Origin of the sequence: Nocardia niigatensis NBRC 100131 (genome assembly GCF_000308655.1) — a bacterium.
GTDB lineage: Bacteria > Actinomycetota > Actinomycetes > Mycobacteriales > Mycobacteriaceae > Nocardia > Nocardia niigatensis.
This window is the reverse complement of record NZ_BAGC01000049.1, coordinates 17,980-44,903: the sequence shown is the minus strand read 5'-3', so window position 1 is coordinate 44,903 and position 26,924 is coordinate 17,980. Positions and strand designations below refer to the sequence as shown.

Annotated in this window: 27 protein-coding genes and 1 pseudogene; 12 read left to right on the top strand and 16 right to left on the bottom strand. The window is 68.4% G+C overall.

Going from position 1 to position 26,924, the window contains the following annotated elements; genetic code table 11:
- Together ON33_RS23760 and ON33_RS44065 are read left to right on the top strand one after the other, a co-directional pair.
- On the top strand, positions 1 to 425 hold a 425-nt coding region (locus ON33_RS23760; RefSeq protein WP_051152712.1), incomplete at its 5' end, for a transglycosylase SLT domain-containing protein.
- A 250-nt stretch (positions 426 to 675) separates the two neighbouring features.
- A complete protein-coding gene (locus tag ON33_RS44065; protein ID WP_083869239.1) occupies positions 676 to 1,782 on the top strand; it encodes a mechanosensitive ion channel family protein in 1,107 nt (368 codons plus the stop codon).
- 1 nt (position 1,783) lies between these two features.
- Here the strand turns inward: ON33_RS44065 and ON33_RS23750 are convergent, their stop codons facing one another.
- Together ON33_RS23750 and ON33_RS23745 are read right to left on the bottom strand one after the other, a co-directional pair.
- A complete protein-coding gene (locus ON33_RS23750; protein ID WP_040861274.1) occupies positions 1,784 to 2,128 on the bottom strand; it encodes a DUF6401 family natural product biosynthesis protein in 345 nt (114 codons plus the stop codon).
- A gap of 74 nt (positions 2,129 to 2,202) precedes the next feature.
- Positions 2,203 to 3,378, bottom strand: coding sequence for an acyl-CoA dehydrogenase family protein (locus ON33_RS23745; RefSeq protein WP_040861273.1), 1,176 nt, complete (start codon positions 3,376 to 3,378; stop codon positions 2,203 to 2,205).
- A gap of 235 nt (positions 3,379 to 3,613) precedes the next feature.
- On the opposite strand from ON33_RS23745, the gene ON33_RS23740 reads away from it, so the two are divergent.
- Positions 3,614 to 4,759, top strand: a complete 1,146-nt coding sequence (locus tag ON33_RS23740) for a cystathionine gamma-synthase (protein WP_040861272.1) — start codon at positions 3,614 to 3,616, stop codon at positions 4,757 to 4,759.
- 196 nt (positions 4,760 to 4,955) lie between these two features.
- Here the strand turns inward: ON33_RS23740 and greA are convergent, their stop codons facing one another.
- The gene (gene greA, locus ON33_RS23735) at positions 4,956 to 5,447 is read right to left on the bottom strand and encodes a transcription elongation factor GreA (protein WP_040861271.1); all 492 of its coding nucleotides are present in this window, start codon (positions 5,445 to 5,447) and stop codon (positions 4,956 to 4,958) included.
- A gap of 244 nt (positions 5,448 to 5,691) precedes the next feature.
- A complete protein-coding gene (locus ON33_RS23730; RefSeq protein WP_040861270.1) occupies positions 5,692 to 6,108 on the bottom strand; it encodes a DUF4307 domain-containing protein in 417 nt (138 codons plus the stop codon).
- A gap of 155 nt (positions 6,109 to 6,263) precedes the next feature.
- Here ON33_RS23730 and mca point away from each other — a divergent pair, with 155 nt between their 5' ends.
- The gene (mca, locus tag ON33_RS23725; protein WP_051152708.1) at positions 6,264 to 7,166 is read left to right on the top strand and encodes a mycothiol conjugate amidase Mca; all 903 of its coding nucleotides are present in this window, start codon (positions 6,264 to 6,266) and stop codon (positions 7,164 to 7,166) included.
- Complete coding sequence (locus tag ON33_RS23720) at positions 7,166 to 7,480, top strand: hypothetical protein (protein ID WP_051152707.1); 315 nt, start codon at positions 7,166 to 7,168, stop codon at positions 7,478 to 7,480. The genes mca and ON33_RS23720 overlap by 1 nt, the downstream gene beginning before the upstream one ends.
- 65 nt (positions 7,481 to 7,545) lie before the next feature.
- Here the strand turns inward: ON33_RS23720 and ON33_RS23715 are convergent, their stop codons facing one another.
- The 8 genes and pseudogenes from ON33_RS23715 to ON33_RS23685 all read right to left on the bottom strand — a co-directional run bounded on the left by ON33_RS23715 (position 7,546) and on the right by ON33_RS23685 (position 14,363).
- A complete protein-coding gene (locus ON33_RS23715) occupies positions 7,546 to 8,778 on the bottom strand; it encodes an FAD-dependent monooxygenase (protein ID WP_040861268.1) in 1,233 nt (410 codons plus the stop codon).
- Between the two features lie 122 nt (positions 8,779 to 8,900).
- A complete protein-coding gene (locus ON33_RS38485; protein ID WP_051152706.1) occupies positions 8,901 to 9,368 on the bottom strand; it encodes a VOC family protein in 468 nt (155 codons plus the stop codon).
- A gap of 180 nt (positions 9,369 to 9,548) precedes the next feature.
- A complete protein-coding gene (locus ON33_RS23705) occupies positions 9,549 to 9,869 on the bottom strand; it encodes a hypothetical protein (protein WP_051152705.1) in 321 nt (106 codons plus the stop codon).
- Between the two features lie 11 nt (positions 9,870 to 9,880).
- Positions 9,881 to 10,051: a hypothetical protein gene (locus ON33_RS41540; protein WP_157184687.1), complete on the bottom strand. Its 171-nt coding sequence runs from the start codon at positions 10,049 to 10,051 to the stop codon at positions 9,881 to 9,883.
- A 76-nt stretch (positions 10,052 to 10,127) separates the two neighbouring features.
- Positions 10,128 to 10,841, bottom strand: coding sequence for a hypothetical protein (locus tag ON33_RS23700; RefSeq protein ID WP_040861267.1), 714 nt, complete (start codon positions 10,839 to 10,841; stop codon positions 10,128 to 10,130).
- A gap of 111 nt (positions 10,842 to 10,952) precedes the next feature.
- A complete protein-coding gene (locus ON33_RS23695) occupies positions 10,953 to 12,377 on the bottom strand; it encodes an MFS transporter (RefSeq protein WP_040861266.1) in 1,425 nt (474 codons plus the stop codon).
- Between the two features lie 392 nt (positions 12,378 to 12,769).
- Positions 12,770 to 13,321 (bottom strand): annotated as a pseudogene (locus ON33_RS23690) (pirin family protein); the annotation flags it as partial.
- A gap of 64 nt (positions 13,322 to 13,385) precedes the next feature.
- Complete coding sequence (locus ON33_RS23685; RefSeq protein ID WP_245550683.1) at positions 13,386 to 14,363, bottom strand: AraC family transcriptional regulator; 978 nt, start codon at positions 14,361 to 14,363, stop codon at positions 13,386 to 13,388.
- 176 nt (positions 14,364 to 14,539) lie between these two features.
- Here ON33_RS23685 and ON33_RS23680 point away from each other — a divergent pair, with 176 nt between their 5' ends.
- The 5 genes from ON33_RS23680 (at position 14,540) to ON33_RS23660 (ending at position 20,874) form a co-directional block, all read left to right on the top strand.
- Entirely contained in the window at positions 14,540 to 14,890 is a 351-nt protein-coding gene (locus ON33_RS23680) for a carboxymuconolactone decarboxylase family protein (protein ID WP_051152710.1), read from the top strand.
- 43 nt (positions 14,891 to 14,933) lie between these two features.
- Entirely contained in the window at positions 14,934 to 15,983 is a 1,050-nt protein-coding gene (locus ON33_RS23675; protein ID WP_040861264.1) for a beta-keto acid cleavage family enzyme, read from the top strand.
- Between the two features lie 122 nt (positions 15,984 to 16,105).
- Entirely contained in the window at positions 16,106 to 17,443 is a 1,338-nt protein-coding gene (locus ON33_RS23670; protein WP_040861263.1) for an MFS transporter, read from the top strand.
- A 133-nt stretch (positions 17,444 to 17,576) separates the two neighbouring features.
- Positions 17,577 to 18,341, top strand: a complete 765-nt coding sequence (locus tag ON33_RS40630; protein ID WP_051152703.1) for a DUF8020 domain-containing protein — start codon at positions 17,577 to 17,579, stop codon at positions 18,339 to 18,341.
- A 445-nt stretch (positions 18,342 to 18,786) separates the two neighbouring features.
- Positions 18,787 to 20,874: a thioredoxin domain-containing protein gene (locus ON33_RS23660; RefSeq protein ID WP_245550682.1), complete on the top strand. Its 2,088-nt coding sequence runs from the start codon at positions 18,787 to 18,789 to the stop codon at positions 20,872 to 20,874.
- On the opposite strand, the gene ON33_RS38475 is transcribed toward ON33_RS23660, so the two are convergent.
- The 3 genes from ON33_RS38475 to trhA form a co-directional block, all read right to left on the bottom strand.
- On the bottom strand, positions 20,787 to 21,338 hold the full coding sequence (locus tag ON33_RS38475) for a hypothetical protein (protein WP_157184686.1): 552 nt from the start codon (positions 21,336 to 21,338) through the stop codon (positions 20,787 to 20,789). The two genes, ON33_RS23660 and ON33_RS38475, sit on opposite strands and share 88 nt — an antisense overlap.
- 270 nt (positions 21,339 to 21,608) lie before the next feature.
- The gene (locus ON33_RS23650; protein ID WP_245550681.1) at positions 21,609 to 23,183 is read right to left on the bottom strand and encodes an adenylate/guanylate cyclase domain-containing protein; all 1,575 of its coding nucleotides are present in this window, start codon (positions 23,181 to 23,183) and stop codon (positions 21,609 to 21,611) included.
- Between the two features lie 58 nt (positions 23,184 to 23,241).
- The gene (trhA, locus tag ON33_RS23645; protein WP_083869235.1) at positions 23,242 to 23,970 is read right to left on the bottom strand and encodes a PAQR family membrane homeostasis protein TrhA; all 729 of its coding nucleotides are present in this window, start codon (positions 23,968 to 23,970) and stop codon (positions 23,242 to 23,244) included.
- A 232-nt stretch (positions 23,971 to 24,202) separates the two neighbouring features.
- On the opposite strand from trhA, the gene ON33_RS23640 reads away from it, so the two are divergent.
- Both ON33_RS23640 and ON33_RS23635 read left to right on the top strand, forming a co-directional pair.
- Complete coding sequence (locus ON33_RS23640) at positions 24,203 to 24,982, top strand: isoprenyl transferase (RefSeq protein WP_040861261.1); 780 nt, start codon at positions 24,203 to 24,205, stop codon at positions 24,980 to 24,982.
- Between the two features lie 81 nt (positions 24,983 to 25,063).
- Positions 25,064 to 25,690 (top strand): hypothetical protein, encoded by a 627-nt coding sequence (locus tag ON33_RS23635; RefSeq protein ID WP_245550680.1) that lies wholly within the window; start codon positions 25,064 to 25,066, stop codon positions 25,688 to 25,690.
- On the opposite strand, the gene coaA is transcribed toward ON33_RS23635, so the two are convergent.
- Positions 25,687 to 26,619, bottom strand: coding sequence for a type I pantothenate kinase (coaA, locus tag ON33_RS23630; protein WP_040861259.1), 933 nt, complete (start codon positions 26,617 to 26,619; stop codon positions 25,687 to 25,689). The two genes, ON33_RS23635 and coaA, sit on opposite strands and share 4 nt — an antisense overlap.
- Positions 26,620 to 26,924: the final 305 nt, after the last annotated feature.

The following is a 26,924-nucleotide window of genomic DNA, read 5'->3' as shown; positions in this document are numbered from 1 at the left end:
AGCCCGCTCCGGTCGCCGCCCCGGCTCCGGCGCCCATGCCGGCTCCGCTGCCCGCGCCCGCCCCCGCTCCCGAGCCGGCTCCGGTGCCCGCGCCGCCCGTCTACGCGGACAACCTCGACGGCTGGATCCACCAGGCCCTGGACATCATGGCCCAGCACGGCATTCCGGGCAGCTATAACGGCATTCTGCGCAACATCATGCGCGAATCCAGTGGCAACCCACGGGCGATCAACCTGTACGACTCCAACGCGGCCATGGGCATCCCGTCCAAGGGTCTGCTCCAGGTGATCGACCCGACCTTCAACGCGTACCACGTCGAGGGCACCCCCTTCGACGTCTGGGACCCGGTCGCCAACATCGTGGCCGCCTGCAACTACGCGGCCCATCGCTACGGCTCGATGGACAACGTCTCGAGCGCCTACTGATCCGCTCCGGCGGCAGCTGATCCGCTCCGGCGACAGTTCGGACGACACCGTGATGGCCTACCTGATGAGGGTGGGCCATCGCGGTTTCCGCGTCTTATAAGCCGTTCGCGCCGCTGTATGGCAAATCACAAGCATCCGATATGGCAACTATTTCGCAAACAAGCGAACTCGACGTTCGACCAGGCGTATAACGACCCCGAGAAGCAGTTCCGGCACCCGGCCGGAACGGATAGCGAAGGGACGGGGTCAGATGCACACCTCGAGTTCGGCTATCGATATCCAGATCGGGCGGGGGCTCTCGGACGCGTGGAGCTCCATCGCCACCTGGGTGCCCAAATTCATCGGATTCCTGGTCATTCTGCTCATCGGCTGGTTCGTGGCGAAACTCGTCGCGAGGCTGGTGACCCGGATCCTGAACCGCATCGGGTTCGATCGCCTGGTGGAACGCGGCGGCATCAAGGACATGCTCGCCCGCGGTAATTACGACGCCACCGGCATCATCGCCAAACTGGCGTACTACGCGATCCTGCTGATCACCCTGCAGCTCGGCTTCGGCGTCTTCGGCCCGAACCCGGTGAGCACCATGCTCAATGGCATCGTGGCCTGGCTGCCGCGGCTGGCGGTCGGCATCATCATCGTCTGCGTCGCGGGCGCGATCGCGCGGGTCGTGCAGGACATGGTGTCGAACATGTTGAGCGGCTTGGACTACGGCCGCATGCTGGGACGCATTGCGGCGGTGTTCATCTGGGGCATCGGCATCATCGCGGCCCTCAATCAGATCGGGGTGGGCACCTCGGTCACCATGCCGATTCTGATCACGGTGCTGGCGACGATCGGCGGTGTCCTCATCGTCGGTCTCGGCGGCGGCCTGATCCGGCCCATGCAGCAGCGGTGGGCGAGCTGGCTCGACACCATCGAGGGCGAGATGCCCGAGGTGAAGGGGCATGCGCAGGCCTATCAGCGCGGTCGTGAGGACGCGGCGCGGCAGCGGCAGGCGCAGGAGGCGGCCATGTGGGCGCAGCACGCGGCCACCCGGCCCATGATGGCGGGCCAGGGCATGGGCCAGATGCCTCCTGGCAAATGGGCCGAGCCCGGGGGCGGGCAGGCCGGCTACGGGCAACCGGGATATGGCCGGCCGGGCGGGTACGGACCGGGCGGAGGCCAGATGCCGCCGCAGCAATCAGGTCAGATGCCGCAGCAGCCCGGCCAGCTGCCACCCCAATCCGGACAGATGCCCGCGCAACCCGGTCAGATGCCGCAGGGTGGTCAGCCGATGCCGCCCGGACAGCCGCCGCGTTCCGGTGGTCAGATGCCCCCCGGCAATCAGAACGGGGGAAACCCCGAGGACAGGGGCTAGGTCAGGCGGCGCGAGCCAGGGCGCAGACGCCGGCCAGGCGCAGGTGGAGCCAGTCGGCGTCCTGCCAGTCCAGCAGGGAGTGCGGCACGATGGCCTCGGCTTCGCGGAGGTCCTCGAGGATGCCGCGGGCGTAACCGGCCAGCAGGACGCTCGTGGGGACCAGGCTGGAGTTCTCGACGCCGAGGTCGAGGATGTCGCGGACGGCCGCGGCATGCTGGTCGATCGCTGCGGACACACCGGGGAAGACGGCCGCGGCCTCCGCGGCGGGGGCTCCGTGGGTGCGCTGCAGGCGGTTCAGGGTTTTACGCGCCGAAACGACGAGCAATGCGGAGCCGGGCACAAACACCCGGTGATGCTAGCAACCGACCGGTACTGGGCGGTCGGGTTGTGAGATATCGCGCAATTGCCCGGAAGTGCCGGTCAGCGGAACGCTTTCGCGCCTGTGAGGGCCTCGCCGAGGACGAGCTGGTGCACTTCCGCGGTGCCCTCGTAGGTGAGGACGGACTCCAGGTTGTTGGCGTGCCGAAGCACCGGGTACTCGAGGGTGATGCCGTTCGCGCCCAGGATGGTCCGGCATTCGCGCGCGATCTTGATGGCCTCGCGGGTGCTGTTCAGTTTGCCGGCGCTGATCTGCTCGTTGGAGATCTCGTGCCGGTCCTTCAACCGGCCCAGGTGCAGCGCCAGCAGTTCGCCCTTGCCGAGTTCCAGCGCCATGTCGGCGAGCTTGGCCTGGGTGAGCTGGTAGGCGGCCAGGGGCTTGTCGAACACCTCGCGGGTCCGCGCGTATTCGATGGTGGCGGAAAGACAGTCGCGGGCCGCGCCGAGCGCGCCGAAGATGATGCCGAACCGCGCCTCGGACAGGCAGCCCAGCGGTGCGCGGAGTCCGCGGGCCTCGGGCAGCTGGGCGTCGGCGGGCAGCCGGACGCCGTCGAGGGACAGTTCCGCGGTGATCGAAGCGCGCAGGGACAGTTTGTGCTTCATTTCGCGAGCGCTGAAACCCGGTGTGTCCGTGGGGACTACGAAGCCGCGGATCACATCCCGCTCACCTTCGCGCGACTGCGCCCACACGATGGCGACATCCGCGACCGACCCGTTGGTGATCCACATCTTGGATCCGTCGAGGATCCAGTCGTCCCCGTCCCGTCGCGCCCGGGTCCGCATGCCGCCGGGATTCGAGCCGAAGTCCGGTTCGGTGAGGCCGAAGCATCCGAGCACGCGGCCGGCCGCCATCTCCGGCAGCCACCGCAGCTTCTGTTCCTCGGACCCGTACTTGTGGATCGCGGTCATGGCCAGTGACCCCTGCACCGAAACCATGCTGCGCACACCCGAATCCACGGCCTCCAGCTCGAGGCAGGCCAGGCCGTACGCGGTCGCGGACGTCCCCGCGCAGCCGTATCCCTCCAGATGCATCCCCAGCAGCCCGAGCTTGCCCAGCTCCGGCGCCAGTTCCCGGGCCGGGAACGTCCCCGCCTCGAACCACTCCGCGACACCCGGCCGCAGCCGCTCCGCCGCGAACGCGCGCACGGTATCCCGGATCGCCCGTTCCTCGTCACTGAGCAGGGAATCGATAGCGAACAGCTCGTCAACGGAGGCCATGCGCCCCACGATAAGGCCGTCTCCGCCACACCGACAAAGCCGCGCCGCACTCTCCCACCGCATTACACCGGTGCCATGCGAACGCAACAGCTGATTTCGCGAGGTGAGGGTAACTCGCCGGGGACGACCAGAATCGGTTCGACACTCAGCCGACGGCACGGGTTGTCAACAGTGAGCGTCTCTTGGCTGCCCGCCCAATATTCGGGGAGGCGGGGGAGCCCCTTAGGCTGTTCGCATGAGCGATCAGCTGGGTTTCTCCACACGGGCGGTACACGCCGGGTTCGATCCGGACCCTCAGACCGGTGCGGTGAACGTGCCGATCTACGCGAGTTCGACCTTCGCCCAGGACGGGGTCGGCGGGATGCGCGGCGGGTACGAGTACGCGCGCACCGGCAACCCGACCCGCACGGCGCTGGAGGCGAACCTGGCGGCGCTCGAATCCGGTACCTATGGGCGGGCTTTCGCCTCGGGCATGGCGGCCACCGACTGCGCGATCCGCGCGAACCTGCGGCCCGGTGACCACATGGTCATTCCGAACGACGCCTACGGCGGCACCTTCCGGCTCATCGACAAGGTGTTCACCCAGTGGGGCATCGAGTACTCGGTCGCGCCGGTCTCGGATGTGGACGCGGTCGCCGCGGCCATGCGCCCCAACACCAAGCTGGTGTGGGTCGAGACGCCGACCAATCCGCTGCTGAACGTCGGCGATATCGCGGCCCTGGCCGAGGTGGCGCACGCGGGCGGCGCGAAGCTGGTGGTGGACAACACTTTCGCCTCGCCGTACCTGCAGCAGCCGCTGCTGCTGGGCGCCGACATCGTGCTGCACTCGACCACCAAGTACCTGGGCGGTCACTCGGACGTGGTCGGCGGCGCGCTGATCACCGATGACCCGGAGCTGGACACCAAGTTCGCGTTCCTGCAGAACGGCGCGGGCGCGGTGCCCGGCCCGATGGACGCCTTCCTCACCATGCGCGGCATCAAAACGCTGGCTCTGCGCATGGACCGGCACTGCGACAATGCCGAGACCATCGCCGAATTCCTCGCCAACCACCCCAAGATCGCCCAGGTCATCTACCCGGGCCTGCCCGAGCACCCGGGTCACACCGTCGCGCAGAAGCAGATGCGCCGCTTCGGCGGCATGATCTCGGTCCGCGTCCACGGCGGCAAGGAAGCGGCGCTGGAGTTCTGCTCGAAGACCAAGATCTTCACCCTCGCCGAATCTCTCGGCGGCGTGGAGTCCCTCATCGAGCACCCGGGCGCCATGACCCACGCGTCCACCGCCGGCTCGGCCCTCGAGGTCCCGGCCGACCTGGTCCGCCTCTCCGTCGGCATCGAGGACATCAGCGACCTCCTCTCCGACATCGAGCAGGCTCTAGCCTGACCATGGGCAAAAAGCGGAGCGCCGCACCGAGATTCGGTGCGGCGCTTCGTCGTTTGCTCGGAACGCGACGACTGATTTCGCAAGGTTCCGGGTAACTCACCGGGTACGACCAAAATCGTTTCGGCTCCCGACCGCCGGCACGGGTGTGGGGCCGACAGCGGCTCTGTGCCGCCCGCTGAAGGCGCGGGGAGGCGGGTCAGCTGTGGTAAGGCTCTGCGGAGACGAGAGTCACCTTCATCGTGTTGCCGTTGGGCAGGGTGTATTCGCGGGTCTCGCCGACCTTGGCGTCGATGAGGGCGCCGCCCAACGGGGAGTTGGGGGAGTAGGTCTCGAGGTCCGCGCTGCCCAGGCCCTCTTCGCGGGTGGCGATGAGGAAGGTCTCGGTGTCGGATTCGTCGCCGTCGTAATAGACCTTGACGACCGAGCCGGGCAGGGCGATGCCGGACTTGGTCGGCGCGACGCCGACCTTGGCATTGTTCAGCAGTTCCTGCAGCTGGCGGATGCGCGCCTCCTGCTGGCCCTGCTCCTCACGCGCCGCGTGGTAACCGCCGTTTTCCTTGAGGTCGCCCTCTTCACGGCGCTCATTGATTTCGGCCGCGATGACGGGACGGTTGGCGATGAGCGCGCCGAGTTCGCTCGTGAGCCTCTCGTGCGACTCCGGGGTCAGCCAAGTCACGGTCTCAGTCATCTCGATCACTCCCTAGTAGTTGTCCCCGGCAAGCCGGGATTCCCTGATGCCCGCTACCGTGTCCATCCGGAGATGGGCACAGCAGCAGTGGACAGCCAGAGCGATCCCTGGGGAGAGTCCCGACAGCGCCGGCCGTCAATGCAGCAAACACGGCTCCGAACGTCGGAACCGTGTATTGGGCCATTTTAGCACGATTCGGAAATGTGCAGGTAGAAGCGTCAAAGCGGGTCGCTTAACGGACGATTCACCCGGCGCGCAGGTAGGCCGGCACATGGTCGGAGCAGCCGTAGACATTGCCCGCGCCGGCCCGCCGGCTGGTTTTGATCGTGGTGACCACGCGAACGGTGCCGGAGTCGGAGCCGGGCACCAGAACCTCGCGCCGGCCGACCTCGTTGCTGTCGCCGTCCATGGCGCGCACGAAGCAGACGACCGCCTGGCCCGGGTCCTTGCGTGTCACTTTGAAATCCACGCTGACGGTGGAGTCGTCGACGACCGCGTAGCCGATCCGGTCCGGTTCGATGGCCTGCGGTCCGTAGGTGCGGTAGCCCAGATAGGAGACGCCGAGCCCGGCGAGAATGACGACCGCTCCGAGGGCGTAGGGGAGCCAGCGGCGGTTCTTCCGAGGCGCAATCCCGTACCGGTCAGCCGGTCTTTCACTCATATCGGGGACGCTCCCGGGGGGTAGGTCGGAACAAACAACGATCGGATGGAACTATAGGGAATGCATATCTGACGCCCGTGCCTGGACCTGGCATAAAGCTACGAGGTGGAAAACGTGATCGGTGAGGTGAACGAGAAGTGAGTGGTCTTCGCCTCATGGCGGTGCACGCGCATCCCGACGACGAATCCAGCAAGGGGGCGGCGACCACCGCTCGCTACGCCGCCGAAGGCAACGACGTGCTGGTCGTCTCCCTCACCGGTGGGGAACGCGGCGACATCCTGAACCCCGCCATGGACACCCCCGGCATCAAGGACCGCATCACCGAGGTCCGCCGCGAGGAGATGGCCGCCGCCGCCGAGGCGCTCGGCGTCCGCCAGTCCTGGCTCGGTTTCGTGGATTCCGGTCTGCCGGAAGGCGATCCGCTGCCGCCGCTGCCCGAGGGCAGCTTCGCGCTGGTGCCCCTGGAGGAGGCCACCGAGGCGCTGGTGCGCGTGGTCCGTCAGTTCAAGCCGCACGTCATGACCACCTATGACGAGATGGGCGGTTACCCGCACCCGGATCACATCATGTGCCACAAGGTGTCGGTCGCGGCCTTCGAGGCGGCGGGCGATCCGGCGCGGTTCCCCGACGCGGGTGAGCCCTGGCAGCCGCTCAAGCTGTACTACAACCACGGTTTCAGCCTCGCCCGGCTGGAGGTGTTCGCCGACGAATACGCGCGGCGCGGCGAGCCCTTCCCCATGCAGGAGTGGATGGACCGGATGCGCAAGTACGCCGCCGAGCGCGGCGACATCATGGGCCGGGTCACCACCCAGGTCGAGTGTGCCAAGTATTTCCCGCAGCGTGATGACGCCCTGCGCGCCCACGCCACCCAGATCGACCCGAACGGCGCCTTCTTCGCGGTGCCGTTGGAGATGCAGCAGCGGCTGTGGCCCACCGAGGAATTCGAGCTGGCCAAGACGCGGGTCAAGACCGCGATCCCGGAGACCGACCTGTTCGCGGGAATCGACGAGGCCGATTTCGGCATCGACACCGCCGAGACCGAGGACGCCGCCCGATGATGTACACACTGCTCGCCCAGGGCACCAATGCGCCCACCGGACCCGAATTCGGCAAGGCCTCCCCGCTCGGCCTGGTCATCGTGCTGGTGTTGCTGGCCGGCACCATCCTGCTGATCCGGAACATGAACAAGCACATCAAGGATCTGCCCGCCGAGTTCTCCCCGGAGCATCCGGAGGCGGATCAGGAGGCCGACGAGGGCACCGAGCACGGTGTCGCGGCCCGCGAGGAGCACGAGGCTCAGGAGGAGCACGAGGACGGCGAGTCCGAGCCGCGGAGTGAGACCAAGCCGGAAGCCAGCAACGGCAAACTCTGAACATTCCGGACATGACACGACCCCGGTCGGCCTGACCGGGGTCGTGTCGTATCCGGCGCCGGCCTTCAGGCCACCGCCGCTGTCTCGTAGACAGGGAGCACGTAGGCCTCGGCCTTGGGCTCGAACAGCTTCCGGGTCAGGGGAAGCATCGGGCCCGAGGTCATGAGCCGCATGTTGAAGCGGGCCAGGGCGGTGGCGAACCTCGACTTCGGCAGCATCATCTGGATGCCGCCGCCGGGGAGTTCCTTGGCCGCGTCCAGGAACGGGGTCACCTGCTCCTGGTAGCGGGCCAGCGCGTCGGCGAGATCGTCTGGGGTGGAAGCGATTTCACCGGCCAGGAGGTACGCGCCGACCAGGGCCATGGCGGTGCCCATGCCGGTCATGGGGGAGCCACAGTAGCCCGCGTCGCCGGCCAGGGTGACGCGGCCGGCGGCCAGGGTCGGCATGTCGATGCGGGCCAGCACGTCGAAGTAGAAGTCGGGTGTGGTGGCCATGGCCTCGAGCACGGCGGGCGCGTGCCAGCCGGCGTCGGCCAGCATGCCGGTGATGAGCTGCTGCTGGGCGGCGGTGTCGCGGCGCAGGGCGGGGTTCTCGGGGGTGCGCAGGGTCAGGATGGCCTTGGCGGTGCGCGGGTCGCGGTCGGGGCGGATGCCGACGGCGGCGCTGGGCACCGAGTGCATGGCGAACCAGCCCGGCTTCATGCCGTCGGGGGTGGGGATGGTGAAGAAGGAGGCGTAGCCGCCGAGGTAGGTGGAGAACTGTTCCTCGGGGCCGAAGGCGAGGCGGCGCACGGCCGAGTGGACGCCGTCGGCGCCGACCACCAGGTCGAAGCGTTCGGTGGCGCCGGAGGCGAAGCCGACCGTCACGCCGGACCCGTCCTGGTCGAGGCTCTCGATCCATTCGCCGTAGCGGTAGTCGAGCCCGCCCGGGGTTTCGGCGAGCAGGTCGAGCAGCACCTGGTTGAGATCGCCGCGGGTGATCTCGATTTCGGCGATCGGGCCCTTGCCATCGAAGGCCTCCACCGGCAGGGCGGCGTATTCGGCGCCCTTGCGGTCGACCCAGGCCATGCCGAGCTCCGCCAGCTGGTACTTGCGGATGCCGGCCATCAGGCCCATGCGCTCGGCGACCTCCTTGCTGGCGGCGCGCAGGTCGACGGCCTGGCCGCCGGGGCGGGGCGCGGTGGCGCGTTCCACGACGGTGACGCGGGCGCCGGCCCGGAGCAGTTGCAGCGCAACGGCATTGCCGGCGATGCCGCCGCCGGAGACGAGGATGTGCAGCGAGTTGGCGGTGGTGTTCACGGTGTCGGCCCCTCTGGTTTGGCTGTAACGTCTAAGACAAATGTACTAAAGGAATGGAACATTTGTCTAGTACAAATGTGTGAAGTCGTTGCCTGGGGCTATGTGCCCTCCAGGGGTCGGTGCTAGCCGAGGGTTGGGGTGTCGTAGACGGTGAACCCGCCCTTGCCGTCGGCGTCCAAACCGAGGAACCGGTCCGCGCGGAAGGGATTGTTGGCCAGCAGCCGCACCACGGTGTCGTCCGGATCGACCAGGTCCAGCGCCGCGCCGTAGGGGCCGCGATCGAAGACTTCGCCACGGGTGTATTCCAGTTCGTCGGCGCGGGCGGCGAAGGCGTGCAGGTCGTCGACCGACTCCACCTCCAGGGCGAAGACGTCGAAGCCGCCGAAATCCGGTGTGCCCGCGCAGTATTCGCGCTCCCGCAGCGCGACGCCGAAGCCGGACGGGTGCATGAGCTGGGCCCCGCGCAGCTCGCCCTCCTCCCGGAACTCGCCGGCCAGGCGCAGGTCCAGCAGGTCGCAGTACCAGGCGACGCTGCGTGCCAGGTCGCTGACCGGCAGTTTGACGTGGCGGATGCGGGCCAATCCGGCCATGGTGCCTCCTGATCGAGGTGTGGCGAGAGGGCGTGAACCCCCTGAAGGATGCCACCTCGCGGCGCCGCCGACGCGGAACGGCTCGGCTATCGCGCTCACCGGGTGCCGGCCCGGGCCTTCCGGCGTTGGACCGGGCAGTCGCCCGCGAGTTTCCGCCGGGACCAGCCGGACTGAGCGGGCTCAGCTCACGTCGGTCCAGCGCTGCTGGGCGCGGCGCGGTGACCGGGGATCGGCGTAGCCGAGGCGGCGGGCGCGTTCGGCCCGGGTGAGGCCCCGGGGCTGGTCGAGAACCTGCTGCCGGCGGGCCTTTTCGAGTTCGCACCGCCACGAGGTGCTCTCCTCGGCGAGGCGGCGCCGCAGGGTGCGGCGGCCGGTCAGCAGTCGGCGGGCCGCCGCGTCGATGGTCACCGCGCCGTCGATCAGCATGGCCGCCAGTTCCTGCTGCAGCCGGTCGGACCAGGTGGTGATGCGCGGCGGCGCGGTCATCTCGGCCTGCTGCACCAGGATTCGGTTCAGGATCGGGTCGGCGCGCCGCAGCGGCGGGACAGGTCGGTGTTCCGGATGATGACGCGATTGGTGGACGCCCCGAAATCGATTCGGGGCGTGCCGAACAACTCGGTGAGCGCGGCCAGTTCCGTCCGGCACGCGGGCGCGCGCTGCCGCAGCCGCACCTCCACCGGCACAGGCGTACCTGGCAATTCGCCGGGCCGGGCAGGGTCGGGCCGAGGCCGGCGCGGTCCGGCACGAGCATGAGACCGGTCAGGCGGCGGCGTTCGGGGGCCGGTCGGCGATGAGGTGGAGGTAGGCGGTGTCGAGGGGGATGTCGACCGCGAACCAGGCGGCGGGCCGGTCGTCGTCGCGGGGGCTCCAGGCGGTCGCGATGCACAGCCGGGCCACCTCCGTGGTGGCGAGGCCGGGCAGCCGCCACTGGATGCCGGCCGGATCCAGGTAGCGCACACCGTATTCCGAGCCGGCGTCGTCGCCGTCGGCCGGCAGCTGGTCGGCCCAGTCAGCGGGCATGAGGCGGCCGTCGGCGGCCTGCAGGGCCAGCAGTTCGGAGTCCGGTCCGCCGATCGACACCGTGAAGCGCTCGTTCTCGGCGGTGACGGCCGCGAGGCATTCGCCGGAGTCGGGACCACCGAAGGTGTCCGCGGGGAGGTCGGTGAGTTCGGCCGAGACGGTCAGTGCGGGCACCGCGCTGTGTGCCTGCACCTGCCAGATGCCGGCCCACATGGGGACCGCCGCGCCGCCGTCCCAGGCCGGCATCTCGATGCTGCCGAGGAGCAGATCGACCGTCGCGCTGCGGTGCCGCCAGCGGTGCAGGTGTGAGCCGTTCGGCAAGCGCCACACGGTATCCGGACCGGTAGGTACCTGTTCCGTGCCGAGCGCGACGGCGAACACGACGGTGCCGAGGGGCGTGTCGATCACGGCGCGATGCTGGTCGACCTGAGCCAGGCGATCGGTGGGAAGCATGCGCCCCATCATGCACCCGGCGCGGCGGCGGCCGATCTCCGGTGCGGGCGAACGGCCCGGCCGGGATGGGTTCCCATCGGGCCGTTCGGGTTTCCGGGGTGGCCGGATTCGTCACACTCCGGCGGTGACCGCTCGGGCCCGCCGGGCCGGCGACCGGAAGGTGACCAGGGCCAGGCCCGCCGCGGCGAGCGCGATGATCGCCGCCGCCACGAACGCCGCCGAGAAGCCGTCGGTGAGCGCGCCCGCGTCACCGAGACTGTCGGCGCCCGCGTGCGCGGCGATGGCGGTGACCGCGGCCAGCCCGAGCGCGGAACCGATCTGATAGCCGGTGTTCACGATGCCAGAGGCGAGCCCGCCCTCCTGCGGCGGCGCGGCCGAGATCGCCGTCTGCAGCGTGGGAATGAACGCCAGCGACATGCCGAGCGCGGCCACCAGCGAGCCGGGCAGGACGTCGACCCAGAAATTGCCGTCCGGACGGATGAACGACAGCCGGACCAGTCCCGCGGCCAGCAGCACCAAACCGGCGACGGTCATGGTGCGAGCGCCGAAGCGCGCGAACAGTTTCGGCGAGATGGCGATCATGCCGACCATGATCAGCGCGGTCATCGGCAGCAGCGCCGCGCCGGACGGGAACGCCGAATACCCCAGCACCTGCTGCAGATACAGGTTGAGGAAGAACCACATCGGCACCCACGCCGCGCCCAGCAGTACCTGCGCGAGATTGGCCGCACCCAGATCCGGGGCGCGGAAGATGCTCAGCGGCATCAGCGGTTCCCGGCGCCGGGCCTGGATGGCGACGAACGCGACCAGCAGCACCACGGCCGCGACCAGCACCACCCACGTCGAGCCCGCGGCCCAATCCGCCCGCACCACACCGAATACCGCCGCGCCGAGCCCCAGGGTCGCGGTCACCGCGCCGAGGATGTCGACCGACGCGTGCGGCGCCATCGCGCCATCGGGCACCAGGGCCGGTGCGGCCAGCAGCGCCACCACCGCGATCGGGATGTTGATGTAGAAGACCCAGGGCCACGAGGCATATTGGGTGATCAGCCCGCCCAGGAACACCCCGGCGGTGCCACCGGCCGGCGCGGCCGCCCCGTACACGGCGAACGCTTTGGTCAGCTCACCCGGATTGCTGCCGAACAGCATCATCAGCAGCGTCAGCGCCGACGGCGCGATCAGCGCGGCCCCCGCGCCCTGCACGCCCCGCCCGATCAACTCGACCGCGGCATTCCCGGCGAGCCCCGCCGCCAGCGAACCGGCACCCAGTACGCCCCAGCCGATCTGGAATATCCGCCGCGCCCCGACGATGTCGGACAGCTTGCCGCCGAGCAGCAGCAACCCGCCGAAGACGACGACGTACGCATTGAAGACCCACGACAGATTCCCCTGCGAGAACCCGAGATCGTCCTGCATTTTGGGCAGCGCGACCCCGATGATCGAGGTATCCATGATGACCATGAACTGGGCAAGGGCGATGAGCCCCAGGGCGATCCAGCGTCGCGACGGCGGCGGCGCGGAGTTCCGGGTGGACATAGTAATCACTCCCTGATAGAGATCTCGGGCGGCCGGTCGGCCACTGGCAGTTCCAACCCGTCCATTGATACCCCCATGGGGTATTAGGCAACTACCCTCATTCGATGTGATGGTTTTCATACCCCTTAGGGGTATGGGAATCCTGGCGGCAGTAACTCCCTTCGGGAGATGGTGGGGGGTTGGTCAGCGGAGTTCGTCGAGCAACTCCGCCCACCTGTCGGCGACCCCGGGCGCGGCGGCGGGGGTTGTCGTCGAGCACGCCCGCCATCGCAGACGAACAGACCCGCAACGCCACCCCGGCCCCCGAACCGGGTTCTGGCAGAGTTTTTCGCCCGGCCGCCGGCGGTCCGGCCGGTCGCGGTAGGCGACTTCGAAATCCAAACGCGGAGCGGTCATTCGGTGGTGATCGGGGCGTCGGCTCCGGCGTCGGTGTGGGGCGGGCGGTTCGACGGGATGACGCCGAGGCGGCCGGCCTGGAAGTCCTCGAAGGTTTGGGCCAGTTCGGCGCGGGTGTTCATGACGAACTGGCCGTACTGGGCGATCGGTTCACGGATCGGGGCGCCGCCGAGGAGGAGTTCGAGGTTCGGCTCGGCTGCGGGCGTGGTGGTGGATGCCGCCACGGTCAGCGCGTCGCCGGGGCCGAACACCGCCAGTTGTCCCTTGCGGATCGGCTGCCGGTCGACTCCGGCCGTTCCCACTCCGGCCATCACGTAGGCCAGCGCGTTGAAGTCGCGGTTCCACGGCAGGCTCAATTCGGCACCGGGACTCACTGTCGCGTGGACGAGGGTGAGGGGCGTGAAGGTGTCTCCGGGGCCGGCATGACCGTCCGCTTCGCCGGCGATCACCCGCAGTAGCGCGCCGCCGTCGCCGGAGGACAACAGAGTCGCCTGCCGGCCCCGAATGTCTTGATAGTGGGGCGGATTGAACCTGTTGGCCCGCGGCAGGAGTTGGGGCTGCGTCGACGATGCGTGCCGTTCCGTCGACGCATCCGTCAGGGGATATCGATCGTCAGTTGGCGCGGGTGCTTCCGGGGCTGTGGCCGGTCTGCTGGCGGAACCAGCGTGAGAAGGCGCTGAGTTCGGAGAAACCGAGTTCGGCGGCGATGTCGCTGAGACTGCGGTCGCGGTGGGGGAGGTAGCGGTGGGCGAGGTCCAGGCGGGCGGCATTGAGGACGGTGGTGAAGGTCTCGCCGTTGCGTGCCAGGTGGCGGTGCAGGGTGCGGCGGTCCATGCCGAGGCGGTCGGCGACTGTGGTGGCTGTGCACTGCTGGGTGGGGAGCAGGGTTTCGATGATGGCGCGTACCTGCTCGGTGGTGGATTCGCCGGCGGGGGCCAGGGATCGCAGGTATTCGCGGGCGTAGGGGCGGAGCAGGGGGTCGGAGAGCGGGTTGGCGGTGTCGAGGTCGTGGGTGAAGCACACGATTCCGTCGAAGCTCTGCTCGAATTCTATTGAGGGGCCGAGGATCTGGTAGGCACGGCCACGCTGTGCCGGTCCGTCGTGTGTGAAGCAGACCGTCAGCGGATGCCAATCCTGGCCGAGAAATTCGCGCAGGATGCGGCAGGTGGCGCCGATGGCGAGTTCGGTGGACTGCCGTCCGAGTGAGGCGTCGGGTGCGGCCTGGACGTGGATGGTGGTCAGACTGTCGGTCTGGGTGAGCCGAGTGCGCAATGCCTCGTTGTGCAGGGCGATGTGGCGAAGCACGATGTGCAGCGCACTGCGAATATCGGGTTCCTCACGGGCGACCAGCGCGACCGGCCCGAGGTTGGTCAACCCGCGCCGCGCGGCCAGGAGTAGCCCGAATTCTTCGCAGTTCGTCTCGTGCGCAGTGCGTTCCAGCAGTTGGTCCACGTCGGTGGCGGGCAGCCAGGTATCGCTGGCGGTGAGCGCTGCGGCCCCGATGCCGACCGATCGCAACAGGAGCATCGGGTCGACACCCAGTGACAGCGTCAGATCGACGTAGCCGCCCAGGACGGCGCTTCGAACCATCGGTCCCATAGGACGACCCTCCCTCGTGATGTCCCGAATTGTCAAGTTCACGGTCTCATATGGTCAAGCATGATGCTACGGAGGCGCATAGCGTGTCGGCCATCACGTTCAACGCATCGCAGGAGCTGCCCGTGGCCATCGAATCCGAATCCGTGCCCACCCCCGTCGTCGACGGCATGCAGGCTCGAGGCGCTTGGAATCCGCTGTGGGACAAGCTTTTGGATTGGGACCCGGAGTGGACCGAGCAGTTCGTGTCCATGGGCACGCTGCCGGTTCGGCGCGGCGTGCTGTCCCCGCAGTTCGTGGAACTGCTGAGCATCGCGGTCGACGCCGCGTGCACGCACATGTACTCGCCGGGGGTACGCCGCCACATTCGCGCCGCGTTGGAGCTGGGCGTGTCACGCGAGGAGATCCTCGCAGTCCTCGAGCTGACCAGTGTGCTGGGCATCCATGCCTGCAACATCGGGGTCCCCGTGCTCGCCGAAGAACTCGACGCCTACGAGCGTCGCCGCGCGGAGCAGCGGTAAATCCGCTCCGCAACAAGCAAATCCACGATCAGGAAGGACGATCATGCACTACCTCGATGATTCGCTGCTACCGGAGAACCAGGAGAAACTGGTCATCCAGGTGGCCCCGTACGGCCCGGAGTTCCTGCCCGGCGATTCCGACGACATTCCGGTGACCATGGACGAGCAGATCCAGAAGGCGGTGGACTGCTACAACGCGGGCGCGCAGGTGCTGCACGTCCACGTCCGGGAGGCAGATGGGCGGGGATCGAAGCGGTTCGAGCTGTTCAACGAGATGCTGGGCCGCCTGCGTGAGGCGGTGCCGGAGATGATCCTGCAGGTCGGCGGATCGATTTCCTTCGCGCCGCCGGAGGGCGCCGAGCAGGCGAAGTGGCTGGACTACGACACCCGCCACCTGCTCGCGGAACTCGATCCGAAGCCGGATCAGGTCACCATCGCTATCAACACCAGCCAGATGAACATCACCGAGCTGCTGACCGATGACGACATCGCCGGCACCTCGCTGCAGAACCCGGTGCTGCAGAAGGCATATCGCGACATGGTCGTCGAGGCCGGGCCGGAGTTCTACCTCGAGCATCTGCGCAGGCTGACCGACGCGGGCATCCAGCCGCATTTCATGCTCGGCTCGGTGCATCAGCTGGAGACGGTCGAGCGATTGATTCGCCGCGGCTCCTACACCGGCCCGCTGGTGCTGAATTATGTTGCGATCGGCGGTGGCTCGGCGGGGCTGCATCCGGCGGACCTGGTGGAGTTCATCCGCCGGACTCCGGATGGCGCGGTGCTGACGATCGAGACGATCATGCGCAACGTCACCCCGATGTGCACCGTAGCGATCGCGCTGGGCCAGCACGTCCGGGTCGGTATCGAGGACAACCTGTGGGGCCGCAAGGGCGAACGGCGCACCTCGGTCGAACAGGTTGAGCAGATGGTTCGCATCGCCGACGAGCTCGGCCGCGGTGTGGCCTCCTGCAAGGAGGCGCGCGACATTTACTTGTTCGACGAGGTCTACTCCAGCACCGACGAGGCGCTGGCCAAGATCGGGTACCCGCCGAACCGGCAGCCGGGGCAGGTCGGATTCCTGCACCACGCTTGATCTTTCGCAGGTGAGTGAGCCGGTCGCGGGCATCGCGATCGGCGCACCGCGCATGTCCGTCCGTCGACCGGTCCGGCCGCATGCGGCCGGACCGTCAGTTCCACCAGGCTCGAGGAAGCGCCATGGATATCTCCACCACCCCCGTCGACTCGTCGGCGAGGGCCACCGCACCTCCGCATCAACGTTCACGGGTTTTCCCGTGGGTCGTGTTCGGGTTGACCTTCAGTTTGATGCTGTCGGACTACATGTCCCGCCAAGTGCTCGCGGCGGTGTTCCCGCTGCTGAAATCCGAATGGGGACTGTCGGATTCGCAGCTGGGCTCGCTGACCAGTGTCGTTGCCCTGATGGTGGGACTGCTGGCGTTTCCCCTGTCGCTGGTCGCGGATCGGTGGGGCCGTGTGCGCAGCATGCTGATCATGGCGACGGTCTGGAGCCTGGCCACCCTGTTGTGCGCCTTCGCCAGCGGATACGCACAGCTGCTGGGCGCGCGTTTCCTGGTCGGGGTCGGAGAGGCCGCATACGGCAGCGTCGGAGCCGCGGTGATGCTGGCGGTGTTCGCGCCTCATCTACGCGCCTCTCTGAGCGGGGCGTTCCTGGCGGGCGGTTCGTTCGGGTCGGTCCTGGGTGTCGCGCTGGGCGGTGTCGTCGCCGCGCACGTCGGCTGGCGCTGGACCTTCGCTCTGATGGCCGGTCTGGGGCTGGTGCTGGTCGGCGCGTTTCGCGTCCTGGTCACCGAATCGGCTTTGCGTCGGCATACTTTCGCCGAATCCGTCGCGGCAGATGCCGCCGCCTTCACACCGACCGCCACCGCCGTGCGGGCACCGCTGTCGAGCCTGTTCTCCTCAGCGTCGGTGTGGTGCGCCTATATCGGCGGCGGTCTGCAACTGTTCGTCGCGGCCGTGCTGATGGCCTGGCTGCCCAGCTTCTTCAACCGCTCCTATGCCCTGCCCACCGACCGCGCCGGCCTCGTGGCCGCAGGATATGTGCTGCTCATCGGGACCGGCATGGTTGTATGCGGCCTTCTCACCGACCGCGTCGGCCGTCGGCAGCCTGCACGCCAGTGGGGCAGCGCGCTGGTCTACTGCGCGATCTCGCTGGTCTTGCTCACCGTCGCCTTCAGCCTGCACACCGGCCCCGCACAGCTCACCCTGCTGGCGCTGGGCGCGTTGACCGCGGCCGGATCTGCGGGAGCGACGAGTTCGATGGTGGCCAGCCTGACCCATCCCAGTCTGCGGGCGACCGCCTTCGCCACGGTCACCCTGGCCAACAACATTTTCGGACTTGCGCTCGGGCCGCTGGTCGTGGGTTTCCTCGCCGACCGTTACGGGCTTGCCGCCGCGCTGCGCCTGGTGCCGCTGACCTACGTCGCCGCGATCGCCGCCTTGGCCGTGGGCCGATACACCTACCCGGCCGGACTGCGCCGCCTGGCCCTCGTGAACACGAGCCGCCCGGCTGCTTGACCGCACGGCCGCATCCCCGCCGTTCGGCCGGGTCACCGATGCGATCAACGCGATGGGCGGGCGCTCACCGAACTGATCACGCGCACAAACCATTCCACCACCGATGTACACCGATAACCCGAGGAAACAATCGATGAGGAAAACCACCACCGCCGTGCTCGCCGCGACGGCCCTCGCGCTCACCACCGCGACCGCCAACGCCGGCCCACAACCCGGCGACAGCGGCGCCGCTGTCCACTACGAAGTCACACGTCAGGGCGATGCCGCACTGCTGACCATCAGCGGCGGCGGCCTGAAACTCGCCGGAGACCAGCTCGTCCTCACCGACCCCGCCGACCGACCGATCGCCGCGGTCCCACTCACCTATCGCATCGACAACACCGCGTACCCGATCGCCGCCCGAATCGACGGCGGCACAGCAACACTCACCCCCGAGAAGAACACCGGACAACCCGTGCCGACCTCACAGGCCGTCACCGGCGATCAGGTCATCACCACCGATCGGGCCGCCACCCAGATCGCCGAATCCTTCACTCCCCGCGACGCTCAGGCCCTCGGCGTGTTCGCGCAGCGTGCGGCCATCGGAGCCGCCGTCAGCGCGGTCCTGGGCGCGGTGCTCGGCGCGGGTGCTGGGTGTCTGGTCGGCGCGGCCGCTGGTGCCGTGCTCACCAGTCCCGTCATGGCACTGCTCGTCCCCTTCGTCGGCGCCGCCATCGCGGGCTGTGTCCTGGGTGCCGCCACCCTCGGTGCCGTCGGAACCATGGCCGGGCTCGTCGTCGCCGGCGGGCCCATCACATTGTTCTCCGCGATCCAATACTTCTCCACGATCCTCGCGCCCTGCCCGCCCGATACCGCCTACTGCAAAGATCCCGCGCAGGCGTCCACGCCAGGCAAATAGAGAATCCGCAACCGGGCACCGCCCTTCGTCAACCGCTTCTGTGCAGTAACCGACGATGGGCGGTGCCCGCCGCCTCGGCACCCACGCATTGCTGAGTCCCCGCGCGTGTCGTTGCGACGTGCCGACTTACGGGACCGGTGGTGTCGCGCCGCCGTGCTCAGCGATCCCAGCACCACAATCGTCTTCGACGCCGAACAGCATCGAGACCGGGTCCGCGAGTACACCCGGGCTCACCGTGTCCGCAGTGGCTGCGCTGACTGTGCGGCCGCCGCAACTCGCCTGTACGTCGTCACGGTACGGCGCACTAGTCTTCAAGTGATGGCCCACGAGTGCGCGGGTGCGGTGGCAGGACAGATGTTGCCATTCCGGCAAATCCGAGTCCGGCGGGTCGAGGAGAAGTGGCGAAGCGTGCAGTGAGCCTGCTCGGTATAGGAGGTTGATGGGTGTGAACCAATTGGCTGGTGCGACATCACCTTACCTGCGTCAGCATGCCGGAAATCCGGTCGATTGGCGGGAGTGGGACGCGCAGGCGCTGGCCGAGGCGGCGGAGCGGGATGTGCCGATCCTGCTGTCCATCGGATACGCGAGTTGCCATTGGTGTCATGTGATGGCGCACGAGTCGTTCGAGGATGAGGCGACTGCTGCGCTGATGAACGAGAACTTCGTGTGCATCAAGGTGGACCGGGAGGAGCGGCCTGATCTGGATGCGGTGTACATGAATGCCACCGTGGCCATGACGGGGCAGGGCGGGTGGCCGATGACGTGCTTCCTGACGCCCGAGGGGGAGCCGTTCTATTGCGGGACCTACTACCCGAAGACGCCGCGGCACGGGATGCCGTCGTTCACGCAGGTGCTGACCGCGGTGACCGAGACGTGGCGGAATCGGCGGGACGAGGTGGACGCGGCGGCGGGGCAGGTGGCGGATGCGCTGCGGCAGCAGACCGCGGGGTTGCCGGATGCGGAGATCGGGGTCGGTCCGGAGTTGGTCGAGCATGCGGTCAACGCGGTGTTGAAGGATGTGGATGGGAAGCACGGGGGATTCGGGGGCGCGCCCAAGTTTCCGCCGTCGGCGCTGCTCGAAGGACTGCTGCGGCACTATGAGGTGACCGGCAATCCCACTGTGCTACACGCCGTTTCGTTCACCTGCGAGGCGATGGCGCGCGGCGGGATCTATGACCAGCTGCGGGGCGGGTTCGCGCGGTATTCGGTGGACGCGGCGTGGCTGGTGCCGCACTTCGAGAAGATGCTCTACGACAATGCGCAGCTGCTGCGGGTGTACGCGCATCTCGCGCGACGGGGGTATGACGGGTCCGCGGGGGATCGGGTGACCGGTGCGGCGGAATCGCTGGCGTTGCGGGTGACGCGCGAGACCGTGCAGTTCCTGCTGACCGATCTCGGCACCGAGCAGGGGGCGTTCGCCTCGGCGCTGGACGCGGACACGCACCTCGAGCCGGACGGTCCGGGGGTGGAGGGCGCCACCTACGTATGGACGCCCGCCGAGCTCAACGGCGCGCTCGGTGCGCTCGACGGCGCTTGGGCCGCAGAGTTTTTCGATGTCACCACGGCGGGCACCTTCGAGCACGGCACCTCCGTGCTGACCCGGTACACCGATCCGAAACCGGTCGATGACGAACGGTTCGAGGCGATCCGGGCGAACCTGTCCGCCGCCCGCGCCCGCCGTCCGCAGCCGGAGCGCGACGACAAGGTGGTCACCGCCTGGAACGGCATGGCCATCGTCGCGCTCGCGGAAGCCGGTGCGGCGCATGGATATCCGGAGTGGATCGCGGCCGCTGTCCGCTGTGCCCGCTACCTGCTCGACGCCCACGTCACCGACGGCCGGGTGTGCCGCGCCTCGCTCGGCGGCGTGCCCGGCGTCGCCCCGGGTGTGCTGGAGGATTACGCCTGGCTCGCACTCGGGTTGCTCGCGCTGCATCAGAGCGCCGAGGGGGAGTGGCTGGACGCGGCGCAGGATCTGCTGGACGCCGCCATCACCCACTTCGCCGATCCGGAAACCTCCGGCAGCTGGTTCGACACCGCCGACGACGCCGAGACCCTGCTGACCCGCCCGCGCGACCCTCTGGACGGCGCCACCCCGTCCGGCGCCGCGGTGCTCGCCGAGGCGCTGCTCACCGCCGCCGCCCTCACCGGCCCGGAGCGGTCCGAGCGCTACCGGCAGCTGGCCGATCACACCCTGACCAGGGGAGCGGTGCTGCTGGCCCGCGCACCCCGCTCGGCCGGCCACTGGCTCGCCGTCGCCGAGGCCGCGCTGCGCGGCCCGATCCAGGTGGCCGTCGTCGACGGACCGGACGGCGAATCCGGCTGGGCCGCCACATTACTGGCCGCCGCTCGCACCGCCGCCCCGGGCGGATCGGTCATCGTCTCCGGCGCCGTCGACTCCCAGCCGCTGCTGGCCGACCGGCCCCCGGTGCGCGACACTTCCGCCGCCTACATCTGCCGCGGCTCGGTCTGCGACCTCCCGGTCACCACGGTCGAGGATGTGCGCGCCGGACTGCTGCCCCCGCCCACCGCCTGATCGACGCGCTGCCCCGCCAGCACCGCGGCGGGGACGGCGACGAGCACCGCGACAATGTGCACGGCGCGAAACACCCCGAATACCACAGTCTTCGGAGTCCAGCCCGTGCACAGCGCACCGAGGTCCCCGGCCGAGAGGATCGCCCCGACCGGCTCCACCACCAGCGAGGCCAGCCCGACCGTGCCCAGCCCCAGCACGAGCATCCCGCGCGCCCAACGACTTCCGAACAGCATCCGGGCCGCCAGTGCGAACACCGTCAGGTAGATCGCCGCCCGCACCGCCAGCCCGGCCGCGAGCCCCGAAGCCCGCGTGCCGGGATCGTAGAGGGCCAGGGTGGCGTGCCCCAGGGTCTCCGCCACCCCGGCGACCAGCGCGGCCACGATCGCCCGGTAGGCCAGTATCGCCCGCTCGGGCTGCGCCCACCCCGCCGCCGACTTCCGTTCGAACGCGCCGATCTCGGTCATGACCCCACTGTCCGGTTCCCCACACCGCGCCGAATCACCCGCGGGTATGGCATCGGTCCGGTTCCGCAGTACCACAGTGGGATTCGATCCGGTCCACTCCTCGGTCCGCACGCGTGCGCACCGCATATTCCGTTGCCCCGCGCATCGGGCGGTCCTACAGTCCGGAATCGTGTTCAGATCAGGTTTTTCACCGCACTGTCGCCAGGTCCCGGCCCCTGGGTGCGCGCGGCCCGGCACCGCCCTCCGGGTGACCTCTGCGCGGCTTGATGATTAGCGATCCGCGGCCCGGTCGGCGGACTCCGAAGCGGGAAGTCCGGCCGGTCGGGGGGCGGCCGTCAGGCCGTTGCCGTTGCGGTGGGGCGTTGCGGGGGACGCCACGTCGGTCCAGCCCGGAGTGGGTTCCCTGCGGCCGCGGAGGTGGAGAGTGTCGTGCAGGATCCACCGCGTGCGCTCGTCGGGGCAGGCGGCGTCTATGACCGCCTGACTGGCCAGAATCCGGCGCGGCACCAGCTTGGCCTCGGTGGTGAGGCGGGCGGCCTCGTTGACCGCGTCACCGATGACGGTGAACTCCAGCCGGCTGTCGGTACCGACATCGCCGGCGAACACCAGCCCGCGCGCGATGCCGATGCCCACATCCAGTTCGCCCAGCGCGGCTACCTCGTCGCGCATCCGGCGGGCGGCCCGCAACGCCGGGGTGGCGTTGTCGTCGAGCGCGATGGGCGCGCCGAAAATGCACAGCGCCGCATCGCCTTCGAACTTGTTGACCAGGCCGTGGTTGTCCTCGGTGGCCGCCACCACGATGGACAGCAGCCGGTTCAGCTTGGCCACGAAATCGTGCGGGGCGAGCTCGGTGGCCATGGCCACCGACCCGGTCACGTCCACGAACAGCGCGGTCGCCACCCGCATGTCACCGGTCAGGCTGGGGCTGCCCGACAGCGCCCGCTCGGCCACCTCGGTGCCCACGTGCCGGCCGAAGACGGTCCGCATGCGCTCGCGCTCACTGAGATTGGCGGCCAGTTCGTTCACCGAATGCTCGAGCCGCCCGATCTCGCTGGTGCTGTTGATCGTCACCCGAGCCTCGAGATCGCCGTGCGCGATCCGATCCAGCGCGGCCCGCAACGTGTGCATCGGCGTGGCGACCGCGCGGGCCAGCGCCGCGGTCGCCACCACGCCCGCGGACAAGCCGACGATGGCCATGTAGATGCCGGTCCGAATGCGGTCCTGGGCGGCGGTCGACGGGTCGGCGAGCACGGTGATCAACATGAACAGCGGCACCGCCCCGGCCACCGCGAAGGTGACCAGCACCCGGGCCAGCACGGTATTGCTCCAGTGCGCGGTCTCGTCCAGCACCTCGGCCACCACCGGAATGGTCGGCCGGATGAGCCGGTCCACGATCAGGAAGGTCAGCGCCGCCGATTCCAGCCCGCCCAGGGTGAACATCGACAGCACGACCGGGAAGCTGCGGTCCCCGGTGGCGTGCGCGAAGACGAAGGCGGCCACGAACACGCCCGGCAGCCAGATGGCCAGGGCCCGGCCGGTGATCGCGACCGGCAGCCGCAGCAGCCGTTTCGCCTCGACCTCGGTCGGTGGCCGGCGCTGGTCCAGCCAGCTGAAGTAGTGGTGCCGGTCCCGCACCGCGAGCATGATGCCGACCAGCGCGCCGATGGCGGGATAGATCGACACCTGAATGAAGGTGGCCATCCAGTCCGGCCCGAGCCGGCTCAGGAAACCGCTCAGGAACAGTTCGGTGGTGATCACCGCGAGGCCACCGAGATTGCACGCCATGACGACAGCAGACAGACCCCCCGGCGCACGCAGCGCCCACAGGATGAGTCTGCTGGTCACGTCGCAGACTTTAGAGAACGTTCGCCCCAGATTGCACGTTTGTGAGTAATTGCTCGGATCAGCGCAACAGGACGTACCAGACGGCAACGTAGTGGCAGAGCGCCGCGACCACCGTTGCGGCATGGAAGAACTCGTGGTGCCCGAAGACCTCCGGCCACGGGTCCGGCCAGCGCGACGCGTACAGGATCCCGCCCACGCTGTAGGCGATACCGCCTGCGAGCAGCAAGATCACCGGCGTCCAGCCGACATGCCCGATGAGCGTCCCGGCCACCGGCACGATGGCCCACCCCAGCAGCAGATACAGCGGCACCCCGACCCAGCGAGGAGCGGTGGGCCACAGCATCTTCAGCGCAACCCCGGCGAGCGCTCCCACCCACACGATGGCCAGCAGGACGGTCCCGGCGCTGCCGCGCACCCCGAGCAGAGCGAACGGCGTGTAGCTGCCCGCGATGAACAGGAAGATCATCGAGTGGTCCGCCCGCTTCATCCACATGCGGGCGCGCGCGGTCTTCCAGTTCACCCGGTGATAGGTCGCGCTGATCCCGAAGACTCCGCACACCGTGACCCCGTAGACCAGCGTCGACCAGGCGGCCTTCGCCGACACCGTGCTCGCCACCGACACCAGCACGACCACCGCTACAGCGGCCACACCCACGGCCCAGGCATGAATCCATCCGCGCATGCGGGGCTTGATGAGTTCCAGCTCCTCGCGGATGGTTTCGATGAGCCCCACTGCCGTGTCGACGGGCTTGGGGGCCCCATCGGCAGGCTGTACTGCGTCGGCCATATTTTCCTCCTCAGTAACCTACGGTACCGTAGGTTATGGCGAGTACCCATTGTGAGCTTCGATGCCCGAAATGACGACTGATTTCGCTGCGACGCGGGTAACTCATCGGGTACGTCAGAACCCGGACCCGTTCATTACCGCCGGTCCGGTTGAAAAGGCGAGTGGGCTCGGACGACCGGCAAAATCCACGGGGAGGCGGAGGAGCGAGGCGGGTGAGCGTAGGGTTGCGGCCGTGAAGATTGCGAGTCAGGTGCGTGGACTCCCATATCGCATATACGAGTCACGGCTGTCCAGGCAGTTGGCTGGCAAACAACATCCCCGGCACGTCGCCGTGATGTGCGACGGCAACCGGCGGTGGGCGCGGGAGAACGGGTTCAGCGACATCTCGCACGGCCATCGGGTCGGTGCGCTGAAGATCGCCGAACTCGTGGGCTGGTGTGGCGAGGCGGGCATCGAGATGGTGACCCTCTACCTGCTGTCCACCGAGAATCTGCGCCGCGACGCCGACGAACTCGAGACCCTCTTCGAGGTCATCACCGACGTCGTCGACGAACTCTCTGCGCCGGAACAGGATTGGAGCGTCCGCATCGTGGGCGCCCTGGATCAACTGCCCGCCGAGTTCGCCCGGCGCCTGAGCGAGGCGGCCAAGAGCACCGAGGGCCGCACCGGCGTGCACGTGAATGTCGCCATCGGTTACGGCGGCCGCCAGGAGATCGCCGACGCGGTGCGCTCACTGGTCCGCCAGGAGATGGACGCGGGCGAAACCGGCGAGGATCTGGTCCAGTCCATCACGGTCGACGCCATCAGCCAGCACCTCTACACCTCCGGCCAGCCCGATCCCGATCTCGTCATCCGCACCTCCGGCGAGCAGCGGCTGTCCGGATTCCTGTTGTGGCAGAGCGCGTATTCGGAGATCTGGTTCACCGAGGCGTACTGGCCGGAATTCCGGCGGGTGGATTTCCTGCGCGCCCTGCGTGATTACGCGGCCCGGCACCGCCGCTTCGGGGTGTAGAACACGGCGAATCAACGGTTCCATTGCAGTGCAATGGCTTCCGTGGGTCGCGGGCCGGTCGCTCCCGTACCGTCGGGAGGTATGAGCGAGCTACGCGAAGGGCTGGATCTACCTGGACAATCGGGAACCGGTGCGGCGGAATACCAGGTCGTGGCGGAGCCCTACATCAGCTACGAGGACTTCGGCCGCCGATTCCTGGAGCATGCCGCGTCCCCCGAGCGGATTGCCGGAGCGTTCGAGAAGCTCACGGGGGAGGCGTTCGAATTCGGGCCGATCGGGGCGGGCCCGGGCAAACTCGCGAAGCTCTCGGCCGCCGTGCGACTCGGGCAGCCGCGGCTGAATCGCGAACTCGACGGCATCATTTCGTTCGACCTGGTGATCCCACTCAAGGTCGATCTGCTCATCGACCTCGCCGTGGACCGCTATCCGTTCCGCGTGGACGGCACCATTCACCTGCATCTGACCGTCCGCACCGCCGAAGCGCTGCGGGTGCTCATCGAGATCGACGAGCCCCAGCCCAGCAATGTCCGCATCAATGTCGCCAGCGCCACCCGGCGCGGAGAACTGCTGCGCATCCTGGCCAGCGTCGACCACGAGATCCGCCGCTTCGTGGCGCGCTACATCGCCGCCGAGATCGGCAAACCGCACATTCGGGCCGCCACCGACATCGATGTGGCCGCCAGACTCGATGCGGCCTGGAAGCTTTAGAGCTTGCGCAGCCGCAGCCGGTTGATGGTGTGGTCGGAGTCCTTGCGCAGCACCAGGGTCGCGCGCGGACGGGTCGGCAGGATGTTCTCCACCAGGTTCGGCCGGTTGGTGTTGTGCCAGATTTCCTTGGCCTGGTTGGTCGCTTCCTGATCGTTGAAGTTCGCGTAGTGGTGGAAGTGCGAATCCGGATCCTGGAAGGCGGTTTTGCGCAGCGACAGGAAGCGCTGCACGTACCAGTTCTCGATGTCCTCGATGCGGGCGTCGACGTAGACCGAGAAGTCGAACAGGTCCGACACCATCAGCCGCGGCCCGGTCTGCAGCACGTTCAGGCCCTCGACGATCAGGATGTCGGGCTGGCGCACGCAGTGGTATTCGCCCGGCACGATGTCGTAGGCGATGTGCGAGTACACGGGCGCGCACACCTCGTGCGCACCGGATTTCACCTCGGTGACGAAACGCAGCAGCTTGCGCCGGTCGTAGGACTCCGGGAAGCCCTTGCGGTGCATGATGCCGCGCCGGGTGAGTTCGGCTGTCGGGTACAGGAATCCGTCGGTGGTGACCAGATCCACCCGCGGATGGTGGTCCCAGCGCGCCAGCAGCGCCTGTAGCACGCGCGCGGTGGTGGACTTGCCGACGGCCACCGAGCCCGCCACGCCGATGACGAACGGCACCTGGCGGTCCGGATGGGTCTCGCCGAGGAAGGTGGCGGTGGCGGCGAACAGGCGTTGCCGCGCCGCGACCTGGAGGTGGATGAGACGGGCCAGCGGCAGGTAGACCTCGGCGACCTCCTCGAGGTCGATCTGCTCACCCAGGCCGCGCAGGCCGATCAGTTCTTCCTCGGTGAGCACCAGGGGAGTCGACTTGCGCAGGGTGCGCCACTGCTTGCGGTCGAATTCCACGTAGGGGCTGGGCTCGCTCATCCGTGCCATTACCTGTGTCCCCGCACTCGGGCCGGCCGACAACGACAGCTCTCGGGAAGCCGCATCGTCGCCGTGCCCGGCGATCCGGCCAACACTCCACGCATAGCCGAATTGTGCTCGGCTCCAACATTCGGGTGAACACCAGGTGTTGCTACTCGTGGGTAACCGGAGTGAGATAGGCGACATCTCGGCTGCCGGGTGTCCCCGGTGAGGTTGCCGGACAGGTTGATCCGCGCCTCAGATGGCCATAATGGTTCGCGGCCCGTCTCGATTCTGGACCGAGTGGAGCGGGGAGCGAAGCGGGGGAGCGGAGG